Consider the following 15,234-nt stretch of genomic DNA (forward strand, 5'->3'; position numbering starts at 1 on the left):
GGATGTAGCGAGATTCGATTACCCTGCGGCCCGATGCCTCTGTACCAAGGGCGCTTGCAGTAACCATAGGACAGAAATGCAGGAATACTCAAGCCCTCGCGCCAGAGTTTCATCCGCGCTCCCGACGACTGGAAAGTACTGTTTCGGCAACTGTGAAAGTTATTAGCCAAGGCGGTAACAATTACCGCCTTATACCTCGACTTTGAAACTTCAGTTATTAACCGCGTGGTGCGTAGGCAAACACATCCGCACGCATGCGGTGCGCATCCATGCCAGCCTCGACCAGCGCGTCGAGGGTGGCATAGATCATGTTCGGCGAGCCGCTGGCATACACATGCACGCTGTTGAGGTCGGCAATGTCCTCGCAGACCGCCTCATGTAGCATGCCGCATCGGCCTTCCCAGCCGCACAGGTCGCTGACCACCCGGTGCAGGAACAGGTTGGGCAGACGCTGCCATTCGTCCCAGTGTTCGATCTGGTAGAAGTCCTCGGGCCGGCGCACGCCCCAGTACAGGTGTACCGGGTGCTTGAAGCCTTGGGCCCGGCAATGCTCGACCAGGCTATGCATCTGGCCCATGCCCGTGCCGGCAGCGATCAGCACCAGCGGCCCGTCGGGCAGCTCGGCCAGGTGGGTGTCGCCGAACGGCATCTCGATGCGTGCCAGGCCGTCACGCTTGAGCTGCTCGACAAGTTGCAGCGCACTGGGCTCGCGCGCCAGCACATGCAGCTCCAGCTCGCGCCCAGCATGGGGCGCGGAAGCCAGCGAAAATGCCGCCTGCTTGCCGCCCTCGCGCTCGATCATCAGGTACTGCCCGGCGTGGTAGCGCGGCGGCTTGCCGGCCGGCGCGCGCAAACGCACGCGCCAGACGTCGCCACCGACCTCGACGCACTCACTGACACTGCACGCCAGTTTGCGCACCGGCAGCTCGCCCAAGGCGAGCACGCCATCCCAGAGCAACACGCAGTCCTCCAGCGGTTCGGCAATGCAGGTGAACAGCTCGCCATGGTCGCGGACTTCGCCGTCCTGGCGTACCCGGCCTTCGACCAACAACGCGGCGCAGACATGGCAATTGCCATTGCGGCAGCTGTTCGGGCAGTCATAGCCCAGCCGCCGCGCTCCATCCAGGATCCGTTCCCCGGGTTCGAGCGCCAGCACCGCCCCGGACGGCTGCAACGTTACCTGCATCAATCTATTCCCAACTGATCCCACAGCTCATCGATACGGCGGGTGACGGATTCGTCCTTGACGATGACCCGTCCCCATTCGCGTGTAGTCTCGCCCGGCCACTTGTGCGTGGCGTCCAGGCCCATCTTCGACCCCAGCCCGGATACCGGCGACGCGAAGTCCAGGTAGTCGATCGGGGTGTTGTCGATCATCACCGTATCACGCTTGGGGTCCATGCGCGTGGTGATGGCCCAGATCACATCGTTCCAGTCGCGGGCATTGATATCGTCATCGGTGACAATAACGAACTTGGTGTACATGAACTGTCGCAGGAACGACCATACACCCAACATCACGCGCTTGGCGTGGCCCGGGTACTGCTTCTTCATGGTCACCACCGCCATGCGGTACGAGCAGCCTTCCGGCGGCAGGTAGAAGTCGACGATTTCCGGGAACTGCTTCTGCAGGATCGGCACGAACACTTCGTTCAGCGCCACACCGAGGATCGCCGGTTCATCTGGCGGGCGGCCGGTGTAGGTGCTGTGGTAGATCGGTTTTTGCCGGTGGGTGATGCGCTCGACGGTGAACACCGGGAAGCTGTCCACTTCGTTGTAGTAGCCGGTGTGGTCGCCGTATGGGCCTTCCGGGGCCATTTCGCCCGGGTGGATCACGCCTTCCAGGATGATTTCGGCGGTGGCCGGTACCTGCAGGTTGCTGCCCCGGCACTTGACCAGTTCGGTGCGGTTGCCGCGCAGCAGGCCAGCGAAGGCGTACTCGGAGAGGGTGTCCGGCACCGGGGTCACGGCGCCGAGGATGGTGGCCGGGTCAGCGCCAAGGGCCACGGCGACCGGGAACGGCTGGCCAGGGTTCTTCTCGCACCACTCGCGGTAGTCCAGGGCGCCGCCACGGTGGCTGAGCCAGCGCATGATGACCTTGTTGCGGCCGATCACCTGCTGGCGGTAGATACCCAGGTTCTGGCGGTCCTTGTTCGGGCCGCGGGTGACGGTGAGGCCCCAGGTGATCAGCGGCGCCACGTCGCCTGGCCAGCAGTGCTGGATCGGCAGTGCGCCGAGGTCGACATCGTCCCCCTCGACCAGCACTTCCTGGCACACCGCGTCCTTGACCACTTTCGGTGCCATCGACACGACTTTCTTGAAGATCGGCAGCTTGGACCAGGCATCCTTCAGGCCTTTCGGCGGCTCGGGCTCCTTGAGGAAGGCCAGCAGCTTGCCGATTTCCCGCAGTTCATCGACCGACTCGGCGCCCATGCCCATGGCCACGCGCTCCGGGGTGCCGAACAGGTTGCCCAGCACCGGGATGTCGAAGCCGGTCGGCTTCTCGAACAGCAATGCCGGGCCCTTGGCACGCAGGGTGCGGTCGCAGACCTCGGTCATTTCCAGGACGGGGGAGATCGGTACCTGGATGCGCTTGAGCTCGCCGCGCTGTTCCAGGCCACGGATGAAGTCGCGCAAGTCGCGATACTGCATGCAAAAGCCTCGTGTTGGCCGTATCGGTCGGGGGTGCAGAGTGTAGCGCCGTTCAGTGCTCAATAGCCAAAAATGACTTGGGGCCGCTTCGCGCCCCATCGCCGGCAAGCCAGCCCCCACAGAATCCGCACAAGCTTAAGAAACTGTGCATTACCTGTGGTAGCTGGCTTGCCGGCGATGGGCTGCAAAGCAGCCCCAATCATTACCTGGTGAAGAAGCTTACTTGCGCTTCATCGACAGGAAGAACTCGTCGTTGGTCTTGGTCTGCTTGAGCTTGTCGACCAGGAACTCGATGGCGGCGATTTCGTCCATCGGGTGCAGCAGCTTGCGCAGGATCCACATGCGCTGCAGTTCGTCGTCGGCGGTCAGCAGCTCTTCGCGGCGGGTGCCGGAACGGTTGATGTTGATGGCCGGGAATACGCGCTTCTCGGCGATGCGGCGGTCCAGCGGCAGCTCCATGTTGCCGGTGCCCTTGAACTCTTCGTAGATCACTTCGTCCATCTTCGAGCCGGTTTCAACCAGCGCGGTGGCGATGATGGTCAGCGAACCGCCTTCCTCGATGTTACGCGCAGCACCGAAGAAGCGCTTCGGCTTCTCCAGGGCATGGGCGTCGACACCACCGGTCAGTACCTTGCCCGAGCTCGGGATCACGGTGTTGTAGGCACGCGCCAGACGGGTGATGGAGTCCAGCAGGATGACCACGTCCTTCTTGTGCTCGACCAGGCGTTTGGCCTTCTCGATCACCATTTCGGCAACCTGCACGTGGCGGGTTGGCGGCTCGTCGAAGGTGGAGGCAACCACTTCGCCGCGCACGGTGCGCTGCATTTCGGTCACTTCTTCCGGGCGCTCGTCGATCAGCAGTACGATCAGGTGGCACTCGGGATTGTTGCGGGTGATGTTGGCCGCGATGTTCTGCAGCATGATCGTCTTGCCCGCTTTCGGCGGGGCAACGATCAGGCCACGCTGGCCTTTGCCGATCGGGGCGCACAGGTCGATGACGCGGCCGGTCAGGTCTTCGGTGGAGCCGTTACCGGCCTCCATCTTCAGGCGCTTGTTCGGGAACAGCGGCGTCAGGTTTTCGAACAGGATCTTGTTCTTCGCGTTTTCCGGGCGGTCGAAGTTGATGGTGTCGACCTTCAGCAGGGCGAAGTAACGCTCCCCTTCCTTCGGCGGGCGGATCTTGCCGACGATGGTGTCGCCGGTACGCAGGTTGAAGCGGCGGATCTGGCTGGGCGAGACGTAGATATCGTCAGGGCCGGCCAGGTAGGACGCATCAGCCGAACGCAGGAAACCGAAACCATCCTGGAGAATCTCCAGCACGCCGTCACCCGAGATCTCTTCGCCGCTCTTCGCATGCTTCTTCAGCAGGGCGAAAATCACGTCCTGTTTGCGCGAACGGGCCATGTTTTCGATGCCCATCTGTTCGGCCATTTCCAAAAGATCGGTAATCGGCTTTTGCTTGAGTTCAGTCAGGTTCATAAGGGGAGTGACGTAATCATGTAAGAAGGGAGAATTAAGCTTCTGGCTTAATGAGGCCGCGCCGCTAGATGGCGACAGGATCGCGTACTGATTCGAATTAGGGATGCTTCGGCGACGGCGTGTAGAGGGCACTGGAGAAGCAGTGCGAGGCCGAATGTAACACTTGCTTTTTTCGACGTCTAGTGGTTTTGACCGGGTAAATCATGCCATGTGAGAGCGGGTTTACCCGCGAAGGCGGCAGCGGGTTCGGCATCGAATTCGCGGGCAAACCCGCTCCCACATGCCCTTCGGGCAAAAAAAGCCCCGCATCTGCGGGGCTTTTTCACATCACAGGTGGGCGTCGAGGAACGCGGCCAGCTGCGATTTGGACAGGGCGCCGACCTTGGTGGCTTCGACGTTGCCGTTCTTGAACAGCATCAGCGTCGGGATACCGCGCACGCCGTGCTTGGCCGGGGTTTCCTGGTTCTCGTCGATGTTCAGCTTGGCGACGGTCAGTTTGCCCTCGTAGGTGGCAGCGATGTCGTCCAGAACCGGAGCGATCATCTTGCATGGGCCGCACCATTCAGCCCAGTAGTCGACCAGCACCGGGCCTTGAGCCTGCAGTACCTCGGCTTCGAAGCTGGCGTCGGTGACGTGTTTGATTTTGTCGCTCATGGAAATCTCCAAGGTCGTAAGCAATAAAAAACGTTGCCCATCATAGCCGCACCCGTCTCCTACAGGAAGTCGCGGACGATTGAGTGTAACTATAGTTGTGCAAGACGCCGCGAATCGAAACCGTCATACAAGTGTCATAGCATCGAATGGCACATTGCCTTGCATCAAGGCCAGCACAACGGCTGAGTGTCACGCGTTGGCGATAGCCTGCTATCGTGGCACGATTGCCGGGTTAACGACCGAGAACAACCAGATCATGCCGCATACCATCGCGAAGAACCTGTCCCTGATCGCCGCCATCGACCTTGGCTCCAACAGCTTTCACATGGTCGTGGCCAAGGCCCACCATACCGAGATCCGCATTCTCGAGCGGCTCGGCGAGAAGGTTCAGTTGGCCGCCGGCATCGACGAAGAGCGCCTGCTCAGCGAAGAAGCCATGGAACGAGGCCTGGACTGCCTCAAGCGTTTTTCCCAGCTGATCAACGGCATGCCGGCAGGCTCGGTGCGCATCGTCGGCACCAACGCCTTGCGCGAAGCGCGCAACCGCAACGAATTCATCCAGCGCGCCGAAGCCATCCTCGGCCACCCGGTCGAGGTGATCTCCGGCCGTGAAGAAGCGCGCCTGATTTACCTGGGCGTGTCGCACACCCTGGCCGACACCCCCGGCAAGCGCCTGGTGGCCGACATTGGCGGCGGCAGTACCGAATTCATCATCGGCCAGCGCTTCGAGCCGCTGCTGCGCGAAAGCCTGCAAATGGGCTGCGTCAGCTTCACCCAGCGCTACTTCCGCGACGGCAAGATCACCCCGGCCCGCTACGCCCAGGCCTATACCGCCGCGCGCCTGGAGCTGATGAGCATCGAGAATGCCCTGCACCGCCTGACCTGGGACGAGGCCATCGGCTCGTCCGGTACCATTCGTGCCATCGGCGCCGCCATCAAGGCAGGCGGCCTGGGCAATGGCGAGGTCAACGCCGAGGGGCTGGCGTGGGTCAAGCGCAAGCTGTTCAAGCTGGGTGAGGTCGACAAGATCGACTTCGAAGGCGTCAAGCCGGACCGCCGCACCATCTTCCCGGCGGGCCTGGCGATTCTCGAAGCGATCTTCGATGCCCTGGAACTGCAGCGCATGGACCACTGCGACGGTGCCCTGCGCGAAGGCGTGCTGTTCGACCTGCTCGGCCGCCACCACCACGAAGACGTGCGCGAACGCACCCTGAACTCGCTGATGGAACGCTACCACGTGGACCAGGGCCAGGCCGCGCGGGTCGAGCGCAAGGCCTTGCACGCCTTCGACCAGGTGGCCGACGCGTGGGACCTCAAAGACGGGAACTGGCGCGATCTGCTGGGCTGGGCGGCGAAAGTGCACGAAATCGGCCTGGATATCGCCCACTACCACTACCACAAGCACGGCGCCTACCTGATCGAGCACTCCGACCTGTCGGGCTTTTCCCGCGAGGACCAGCAGATGATGGCCTTGCTGGTGCGCGGCCACCGCCGCAACATCCCCAAGGACAAGATCGCCGAACTGGGTGAGGAAGGGGTCAAGCTGCTGCGCCTGTGCGTGCTGCTGCGCTTCGCCATCCTGTTCCACCACATCCGTGGCAACCAGCAGATGCCGAAGGTCGAGCTCAAGGCTGCCGACAGCAGCCTCGATGTGGCCTTCCCTGAGGGCTGGCTGGAACAGAACCAGCTGACCCAGGCCGACTTCGCCAACGAGGCGGAGTGGCTGGCCCGGGTCGGCTTTGTCCTCAGCGTACGTTGAGGACCGGGTTGCTCAGGCGCTCCAGCAGGGTCGCCTGGGCACTGCGCGGGTTCTGGTTGCCGGTCGGCGTACTGCGCACATAGCGCCCGTCCGGCTGCAGGGTCCAGGCGTGGGTGTTGTCGGTCAGGTAGCCTTCCAGCTCCTTCTTCACCCGCAGCAACAGCTTCTTGCCTTCCACCGGGAAGCAGGTCTCGACGCGCTTGTCGAGGTTGCGCTCCATCCAGTCGGCACTGGACAGGTAGATTTGCTCCTCGCCGCCATTGAGGAAGTAGAACACCCGCGTGTGCTCGAGGAAGCGGCCGATGATCGAGCGCACCTGGATGTTGTGCGAAACCCCTGGAATGCCTGGGCGCAGGCAACACATGCCACGCACCACCAGATCGATCTTCACGCCTGACTGGCTGGCCTTGTACAACGCCTTGATGACCTTGGCGTCAGTCAGCGAGTTGAACTTGGCAATGATATGCGCCGGCTTGCCTTCGAGGGCGAACTGGGTTTCCCGCGCGATCATGTCGAGCATGCCCTTCTTCAGGGTGAACGGCGCGTGCAGCAGTTTCTTCATGCGCAGGGTCTTGCCCATGCCGATCAGCTGGCTGAACAGCTTGCCGACGTCCTCGGTGAGGGCGTCGTCAGAGGTCAGCAGGCTGTAGTCGGTGTACAGGCGGGCGTTGCCGGCGTGGTAGTTGCCGGTGCCCAGGTGCGCATAGCGCACGATCTCGCCCTGCTCGCGGCGCAGGATCAGCATCATCTTGGCGTGGGTCTTGAACCCGACCACACCATAGATCACCACTGCGCCGGCGGCCTGCAGGCGGCTGGCCATCTGCAGGTTGGACTCTTCGTCGAAGCGCGCCCGCAGCTCGATCACCGCGGTGACCTCCTTGCCGTTGCGTGCCGCATCCACCAGCGCGTCGACGATTTCCGAGTTGGCCCCGGAACGGTACAGGGTCTGGCGCACGGCAAGCACGTGCGGGTCCTTGGCAGCCTGGCGCAGCAGGTCGATCACCGGGGTGAAGGACTCGAACGGGTGCATCAGCAGGATGTCCTGCTTGCCGATCACGCTGAAGATGTTGTCGGCGTTCTGCAGCAGTTTGGGGATGGCCGGGGTGAACGGCGTGTACTGCAGCTCGGGGTGGCTGTCCAGGCCGGTGATGCTGAACAGGCGGGTAAGGTTGACCGGGCCGTTGACCTGGTACAGCTCGCTTTCGCTGAGGCTGAACTGCTTGAGCAGATAATCCGACAGGTGTTTCGGGCAGGTGTCGGCCACTTCCAGGCGCACGGCGTCACCGTAACGGCGCGAGAACAGCTCGCCGCGCAGGGCACGGGCCAGGTCGTCAACCTCTTCGGAGTCCAGCGCCAGGTCGGCGTTACGGGTCAGGCGGAACTGGTAGCAGCCCTTCACCTTCATGCCCTGGAACAGGTCGTCGGCGTGCGCGTGGATCATCGACGACAGGAACACGTAGTTGGCGCCTGGGCCACCCACATCCTCCGGCACCCGGATGACCCGCGGCAGCAGGCGCGGGGCGGGAATGATCGCCAGGCCCGAATCGCGGCCGAAGGCGTCGACACCCTCGAGCTCGACGATGAAGTTGAGGCTCTTGTTCACCAGCAGCGGGAACGGGTGGGTCGGGTCGAGGCCGATCGGGGTGATGATCGGGGCGATCTCGTCGCGGAAGTAGCGGCGCACCCAGCTCTTGAGCTTGGGTGTCCAGTACCGGCGGCGGATGAAGCGGATATGGTGCTTTTCCAGCTCGGGCAGCAGCACGTCGTTGAGGATCGCGTACTGGCGCTCCACTTCGCTGTGCACCAGGTCGCTGATGCGCGCCAGCGCCTGGTGCGGCTGCAGGCCATCGGCTCCGGCCTGTTCACGGGCGAAGTTGATCTGCTTCTTCAGGCCGGCGACGCGGATCTCGAAGAACTCGTCGAGGTTGCTGGAGAAGATCAACAGGAACTTGAGGCGTTCGAGCAGCGGGTAGTTCTCGTCCAGCGCCTGTTCCAGCACACGGATATTGAACTGCAGCTGTGAGAGTTCGCGATGAATGTACAGGCTGCTGTCGTCCAGGCCTGGGACGATGATCGCCGGGGCCGGGGCCGGTGCAGGCGCCGGAGCCGGAGCCGCAGGCTCTGCCACCGGTTCCACGGCAGGCACGGGTGCCGGCGGCAGGTCTGGCGGGGTCTGCACCATCTCTTTGGGGAGCGCCTGAGCATCCTTGATCGCGACAGGGGTTAGCACTTCATTATTCATCTGGCGTTCCTGAGGACGTTAACGCCCTATCATCAATTGAGCGGCAAGATAAGCGCCCATTATGACGCCTGTGTTACACGCCAGGGCAAGCCATGGCGCGTGGCTTCTGGCATTCTCCGAGCAGGAATTGTTCATGTCGAGACACATTTGGACACTTTCACGAACGCGCGCGAAGGGGTAGGCTTCGCGTTCATTTCGCCAGCACCTCAGAAAATGCTTCAACAATTCCTGCAGGATTTCGGCTACTTCGCCCTTTTTCTAGGCACCTTCTTCGAAGGCGAGACCATCCTGGTGCTTGCGGGATTCCTTGCGTTCCGCGGTTACATGGACATCAACCTGGTGTGCCTGGTGGCGTTTTTCGGCAGCTATGCCGGCGACCAACTGTGGTACTTCATGGGCCGTCGCCACGGGCGCAGGATTCTGGCACGCAAACCACGCTGGCAGGCGATGGGTGACCGGGCGCTGGACCACATCCGTCGCCACCCCGACATCTGGGTACTGAGTTTCCGTTTCGTCTATGGCCTGCGTACGGTCATGCCGGTGGCCATTGGGCTGTCCGGCTACCCGCCACGCCGCTACCTGCTGCTGAACGGTATCGGCGCGGCCATCTGGGCCGTGGCCCTGGGCGCGGCCGCGTATCACTTCGGCGCCATCCTCGAAGGCCTGCTGGGCAACGTGAAACGCTACGAGCTATGGGTGCTCGGTGGCCTGCTGGCGCTGGGTGGCCTGCTGTGGCTGCGCCGGCGCTTCCGCACGTTGCGCGCGGAGCGCAAGGCGGCGGGCATGCCCCAGGCCCCAAAGGCTGAACAGGCTGTAAGCCACGAGCAGGAACCAGGCCAGCGGCACGACCACCGCTAAGCCCAGTGCCCCGGCCAGGTACAGCGCTGGCGCGTTCGCCAGCAGCCGTACCAGCTCCAGGCGCACGGCCCATGGCCGGTTCTCCAGCAGCGCGCCCAGCACGAACAAGCCAAACGCCATCAGCGCCCAGCCGAGCATCAGTGCGGCGGTTGGCACGCGCTCGGCCACCTCCATCAGATAGCTGCCCAGCGCCACGTAAACCACGAATTGCGCCGCCACATAGGCCTGCTGCGCGCGGCCCAGGGCAACCTCGAATTTGCGAAACAACGCCAGGTCCTGGCTGGCGTGCGGGTAGCGCGTGGCCACATCGGCCGGGCGCCAACCGGTGGGCATGAACCAGATGCGCAGCTTGTCCCACAGGCTGCCAGCACGCCGGGCATCGTGCCAAAGCTGGGCATAGAACTGCAGATTGGCCCACAGCGGGTTCCAGCTGGCCAGCGGAGTGGTCACCCCGAACACCACCGGCTCGGCCGGGTCCTCCTCTTTGAAGGTGCCGAACAGACGATCCCAGAGAATGAACACGCCGCCGTAATTGCGATCCAAATAAGCAGGATTTTGCGCATGGTGGACGCGATGGTTGGATGGCGTGATCAACACCCACTCGAGCCAGCCCAGCTTGGGAATGTGCCGGGTATGTACCCAGAACTGGTACAGCAGGTTGAGCGACGCCACCGTGATGAATACCAGCGGCGGCACACCGAGCAACGCCAGCGGCAGGTAGAACAGCCACGAAAAGATGAACCCGCTGCTGGTCTGGCGCAGCGCCGTGGTGAGGTTGTACTCCTCGCTCTGGTGATGCACCGAGTGTGCAGCCCACAGCACGTTGCGCTCGTGGCCCAGACGGTGCAACCAGTAGTAGCAGAAGTCGTACAGGACAAACGCCAGCAGCCACACCCACCAGGCCTGCGGCGGCAGGCGCAGCAGCGCCATATGCTCGAACGCCAGGGCATAGGTCAGCAGCCCTACCCCTTTGGTCAGCAACCCGGTACTGGTCGACAGCGCGCCGGTGCTGAGGCTGTTGATCGAGTCGGCCAGGGTGAAGTTGCGCTGGCCACGTACGCGGTCAGCCACCAGCTCGACGGCAATCAGCACGAAGAAGAACGGCACGGCCAGCAGGATCAGGTCCATGGGTACGACCTCAGACGTTATCCGCCAAGATTAGGCCGCGCTTGCGGGAATCCCTATGGCTACATCTGCCAAACTAGAGGACATTTAGCGCCTCGACACTGGAGTAAAAAGCATGACAAAAAAAGTAGCGGTGATTCTTTCCGGCTGTGGCGTGTATGACGGCGCCGAAATCCACGAAAGCGTGATCACCCTGCTGCGCCTCGACCAGCGTGGTGCGCAGGTGCAGTGCTTCGCGCCGGACATTGCGCAGATGCATGTGATCAACCACCTGACCGGCGAGGAAATGCCCGAGTCGCGCAATGTGCTGGTGGAATCGGCGCGTATTGCCCGCGGTGAGGTCAAGGACATCCGCGAAGCCAAGGCCGAAGACTTCGATGCGCTGATCGTGCCGGGCGGTTTCGGAGCGGCGAAGAACCTGTCCAACTTTGCCGTGGAAGGCGCCAACTGCAGCGTCCACCCGGACGTGCTGGCCCTGGCTGAAGCCTTTGCCGACGCCTGCAAGCCGGTTGGCCTGATCTGCATCTCGCCAGCGCTGGCAGCGAAGATCTATGGGCCGGGCGTGGTCTGCACCATCGGTACCGACGCCGGCACTGCGGCGGCCGTGACGAAGATGGGTGCTACCCATGAAGAATGCGATGTGCACGACATTGTCGAAGACACCCAGCGCAAACTGGTAACCACCCCGGCGTACATGGAGGCCAAGTCGATCAGCGAAGCAGCCGGCGGCATCTACAAGCTGGTGGACCGGGTGCTGGAGCTGACCCACGAGGGTGACCAGTAAATCCTTGGGCCCGCTGCACAGGCCATCGCCGGCAAGCCAGCTCCCACAGGGATAGCGCATGGCTTGAGGCCGATGCGGTCGAGGTGGGAGCTGGCTTGCCGGCGATGGGCTGCAAAGCAGCCCCGCTTCAGGGTTTGGAGAGACGGGCAATGATCCGGTCCAGCGCATTGGCAAACGCCTGCTTCTCGCGCTCGCCATAAGGCGCCTGCCCCCCCCCCACCTGGCCCTGCTCGCGCAGCTCGGTGAACAGGTTGCGCGCCGCCAGGCGGTCGCCCATGTTGCGCTCGTCGAACTCGCGCCCACGCGGGTCCAGCGCCGCCACGCCCTTTTTCACCAGGCGGTCGGCCAACGGTACGTCACTGCAGATCACCAGCTCGCCGGGCACGGCGTGCTCCACCAGGTAATCGTCGGCCGCATCCATGCCACTGGGCACCACGATCAGGCGCACGATCGCGAACGCCGGTTTGGCTACAGCCTGGCCCGCCACCATCACCACCTCGAACTTGCGCTTGATGGCGAACTTGACGATCAGATCCTTGGCCGCCTTGGGGCAGGCGTCGGCATCGATCCACACACGCATCGGAAAACCTCACAATCAGCTTGAGGCACCCATCATGCCTCAAGCGCAGCGAAAGCTGGAGCAACCGCTCACATGCGCTGGGAAAATGGCGCCAATATTTCAATTGCCGCTTATCCACCCCCGCCACTCAGGCTAAACTCGCCACAGCTCCGCTGGCCTGCCCGAGTGCGCAATGAACCACCCCCACGAAATCCGCCCCGACCTGGATGAAGGTATCGACCGCAAGGTCCTGGCGACATTGCGTGCGCGCTTTCTGCAGCTCAACCAGGGCCGGCTGCAGCGGGCCCTGGAGGGGCTGTCGACGCGCCAGCAACAGGTGCTGACGCTGCTGCCGCTGCTGTTTCATGTGAACCACCCGCTACTGCCGGGCTATGTCTCCGGCAGCACCCCTGCTGGTGTATCGGGCTACGAACCAAGTGCCGACCTGGTAGCCGAAGCCCAGCGCCTGGCGCGCTCGTTCACCTACAAGGCCCGCCATGGCAATCCGCCTCGGTCGATCCACGGCCTGTTCCTGATGGGCAGCCTGGGCTCGCTGGCCCAGGCCGAGCACAGCGACATGGACCTGTGGGTGTGCCATGCGCCCGGCCTGGCCGACGAGTTGCTGGGCGAACTGCGCCGCAAGTGCCAACTGCTGGAGGCGTGGGCGCAAAGCCTGGGTGCCGAGGCGCACTTCTTCCTGATCGACACGCAAGGCTTCGCCCAGGGCCAACGCGAGGGCCAGCTTGGCTCCGACGACTGCGGCACCACCCAGCACTACCTGCTGCTGGACGAATTCTACCGCACCACCATCTGGCTGGCCGGGCGCACGCCGCTGTGGTGGCTGGTGCCGGTCTACCAGGAACACCATTACCACGCCTACACCCAGACCCTGCTGTCCAAGCGCTTCATCCGCAGCCAGGACGCTCTCGATCTCGGCAACCTGGCGCACATCCCGCCGGGCGAGTTCATCGGCGCCGGCTTGTGGCAACTGTTCAAAGGCATCGATTCGCCCTACAAGTCGCTGCTCAAGCTGCTGCTGACCGAGGCCTATGCCAGCGAACACCCCGCCGTACGCTGCCTGAGCCTGGACTACAAGCAGGCAGTGTTCACCAACCAGCTCGACCTCGACGAGCTGGACCCGTACGTGATGGTGTACCGGCGCATCGAGCGCTACCTGCTGCAGCGTGGCGAGCCCGCGCGCCTGGAGCTGGTGCGGCGCAGCCTGTACCTGAAGGTGAACAAGAAGCTCAGCGACCCGGCCCGGGCCAATGGCTGGCAACGCCGGCTGTTGCAGCGCCTGGCCGACGAGTGGGGCTGGGACGCGCGCCAGCTGGCCCTGCTGGACAGCCGCAGCCAATGGAAAGTGCAGCAAGTTGCTGTCGAACGCCGTGAACTGGTGGCCGAACTGAACCACAGCTACCGCTTCCTCAGCCAGTTCGCCCGTTCCCAGAACGCCAGCAGCCGCGCCGACCAGCGCGATCTCAATGTGCTGGGCCGGCGTCTTTACGCGGCCTTCGAGCGCCGCGCCGGCAAGGTCGAAGTGATCAACCCTGGTATCGCCCCGGACCTGGCCGAAGATACCCTGACCCTGGTCCAGGCGCCCAACCGCAAGGAGCCCGGCAGCCACCACTGGGAGCTGTACACCGGCAACCTGAGCCCCCATGAGGTGGACCACTTCAGCCCGCTCAAGCGCTGCCGCGAGTTGCTCGAACTGCTGACCTGGGCCCATCGCAACGGAGTGATCGACAGCAGCACACGCCTGGCGCTGCACCCGGGTGTCAGCGACCTCAGCGAATTCGAGCTGTTCAACCTGGTCGGCTGCCTGCAGCAGAGCATCCCCCTGCCCTTGCCGACCGTCAGCGAAGTGCGCCTGTTGCAACCCAGCGTTGCCGACGAAGTACTGCTGCTGGTCAACGTCGCCATCGACCCGCTGCGTCACCACCGCGACCTGAACATCCTGATGACCACCGAGCGCACCGACTCGTTGAGCTATGCAGGCGTGCGCGAGAACCTGGTCCTGACCCTGGACCAGGTCACCCTCAACAGCTGGAACGAGGTACTGGTCCAGCGCTATGACGGCGAGCACGCGCTGGTGCGCTGCCTGCGCGACTTCCTCAACAGCCCCGTGCTGCGCGGCCACCGGCCGAGGCTGCGGGTACGCTGCTTCTGCCAGAGCCGCGCCCAGGCCATCGGCCAACGTGTGGAGGAAATTTTCGACACCGTGCAATTGCTGCTGGACCAGGGCCTGAACCACCGCTACCTGCTGCAGGTGGCCCAGCACACCCATGTGCTGCAGCTGCTGGCCGGGCATGTCGGCCTGACCACCCTGGCCGAGCACGACGCGCTGCTGGAGCACCTGGGCGAAGAGCGTAGCGCCTACAGCCCGCTGTACCTGGATGCCAACGCTTTGCAGGACCACGACCTGCGCCTGGTGCTGGAGCAGGGCCGGCCGGCCTGCATCCAGGTGTTCTACCGCTTGCAGGGTGGCTGGGCCGAGCTGTATGTGCTGGATGAATACAACGCCCTGTGGCAGCAACGCCTGCCCCTGCACGACGAAGCCCACCTGCTGTTGCCGCTGCAACGCTTTTTGCGCTCGGTGGTGATGCGCCGCGATGCCCGGCTACCGCTGGACACCCAGCGCGCGGCCTCACTGGACATCCACTACGCGCAATTGTTGCCTTCCGGGCCAGGCAAGGCGCGCAGCATCGAGCCACGCCTGACACCGGTCGAGGGTAGCGACCAGCCTTACTATGAGGTGCAGGCGATCATCCAGGCCGGGGTGGCGGGCGCGGCGCATGTGACGCTGTATTGCGACCAGCAGGAGTTTTCCGAACTGGAGCATGGTGAGCAGCTGTATGCGGTGGTCGCCCGGCAGATCATCGGCCAGCGGCATGGCGCCGGGCAGTACCGCTGCTACATCACCGACCTGGATTTGTCCGAGTTGCTGGATGACCGGCTGGGCTCGACGCAGGTGTACCTGCGCTACAAGCGGGAGCTGGAGCAGGCTTTGAATGAGGGGTTGGAGCAGGTTCGGGGCGAGTGACCCAGTACAGTATCTGTGGGAGCTGGCCCAGCCCTTTGGGCTGCGCTGTCGCATAGAGAACTGAATTCGCAAGCGGTCC

At 63.5% G+C, this 15,234-nt stretch carries 10 protein-coding genes and 1 pseudogene; 4 read left to right on the top strand and 7 right to left on the bottom strand.

The window, feature by feature from the left end; genetic code table 11:
* Positions 1–217: 217 nt before the first annotated feature.
* The 4 genes from FQ664_RS25190 to trxA all read right to left on the bottom strand — a co-directional run bounded on the left by FQ664_RS25190 (position 218) and on the right by trxA (position 4,785).
* A complete protein-coding gene (locus tag FQ664_RS25190) occupies positions 218–1,186 on the bottom strand; it encodes a CDP-6-deoxy-delta-3,4-glucoseen reductase (RefSeq protein ID WP_144175688.1) in 969 nt (322 codons plus the stop codon).
* The gene (gene ubiD / locus FQ664_RS25195; RefSeq protein ID WP_144175690.1) at positions 1,186–2,652 is read right to left on the bottom strand and encodes a 4-hydroxy-3-polyprenylbenzoate decarboxylase; all 1,467 of its coding nucleotides are present in this window, start codon (positions 2,650–2,652) and stop codon (positions 1,186–1,188) included. Before ubiD ends, FQ664_RS25190 begins: the two co-directional genes overlap by 1 nt.
* A 219-nt stretch (positions 2,653–2,871) precedes the next feature.
* Positions 2,872–4,131 (bottom strand): transcription termination factor Rho, encoded by a 1,260-nt coding sequence (gene rho, locus FQ664_RS25200; protein ID WP_003253661.1) that lies wholly within the window; start codon positions 4,129–4,131, stop codon positions 2,872–2,874.
* Between the two features lie 327 nt (positions 4,132–4,458).
* On the bottom strand, positions 4,459–4,785 hold the full coding sequence (gene trxA, locus FQ664_RS25205) for a thioredoxin TrxA (RefSeq protein ID WP_056794137.1): 327 nt from the start codon (positions 4,783–4,785) through the stop codon (positions 4,459–4,461).
* Between the two features lie 256 nt (positions 4,786–5,041).
* Between trxA and ppx the strand changes: the two genes are divergently transcribed.
* The gene (ppx, locus tag FQ664_RS25210; protein WP_144175691.1) at positions 5,042–6,544 is read left to right on the top strand and encodes an exopolyphosphatase; all 1,503 of its coding nucleotides are present in this window, start codon (positions 5,042–5,044) and stop codon (positions 6,542–6,544) included.
* On the opposite strand, the gene ppk1 is transcribed toward ppx, so the two are convergent.
* The gene (gene ppk1, locus FQ664_RS25215) at positions 6,531–8,786 is read right to left on the bottom strand and encodes a polyphosphate kinase 1 (protein WP_144175692.1); all 2,256 of its coding nucleotides are present in this window, start codon (positions 8,784–8,786) and stop codon (positions 6,531–6,533) included. The two genes, ppx and ppk1, sit on opposite strands and share 14 nt — an antisense overlap.
* 213 nt (positions 8,787–8,999) lie before the next feature.
* On the opposite strand from ppk1, the gene FQ664_RS25220 reads away from it, so the two are divergent.
* Positions 9,000–9,644: a DedA family protein gene (locus FQ664_RS25220; RefSeq protein ID WP_178091051.1), complete on the top strand. Its 645-nt coding sequence runs from the start codon at positions 9,000–9,002 to the stop codon at positions 9,642–9,644.
* Between the two features lie 501 nt (positions 9,645–10,145).
* Here FQ664_RS25220 and FQ664_RS27965 read toward each other — a convergent pair.
* Positions 10,146–10,772, bottom strand: a pseudogene (locus FQ664_RS27965) (sterol desaturase family protein); the annotation flags it as partial.
* 112 nt (positions 10,773–10,884) lie between these two features.
* On the opposite strand from FQ664_RS27965, the gene elbB reads away from it, so the two are divergent.
* Positions 10,885–11,553: an isoprenoid biosynthesis glyoxalase ElbB gene (gene elbB, locus FQ664_RS25230; RefSeq protein WP_144175694.1), complete on the top strand. Its 669-nt coding sequence runs from the start codon at positions 10,885–10,887 to the stop codon at positions 11,551–11,553.
* Positions 11,554–11,680: 127 nt separating this feature from the next.
* Here elbB and FQ664_RS25235 read toward each other — a convergent pair whose 3' ends face one another.
* Complete coding sequence (locus tag FQ664_RS25235; protein WP_144175695.1) at positions 11,681–12,133, bottom strand: YaiI/YqxD family protein; 453 nt, start codon at positions 12,131–12,133, stop codon at positions 11,681–11,683.
* A gap of 172 nt (positions 12,134–12,305) precedes the next feature.
* Between FQ664_RS25235 and FQ664_RS25240 the strand changes: the two genes are divergently transcribed.
* Positions 12,306–15,155 (top strand): class I adenylate cyclase, encoded by a 2,850-nt coding sequence (locus FQ664_RS25240; protein WP_144175696.1) that lies wholly within the window; start codon positions 12,306–12,308, stop codon positions 15,153–15,155.
* Positions 15,156–15,234: the final 79 nt, after the last annotated feature.

Origin of the sequence: Pseudomonas persica, from assembly GCF_900291015.1 — a bacterium.
Taxonomy (GTDB): Bacteria; Pseudomonadota; Gammaproteobacteria; order Pseudomonadales; family Pseudomonadaceae; genus Aquipseudomonas.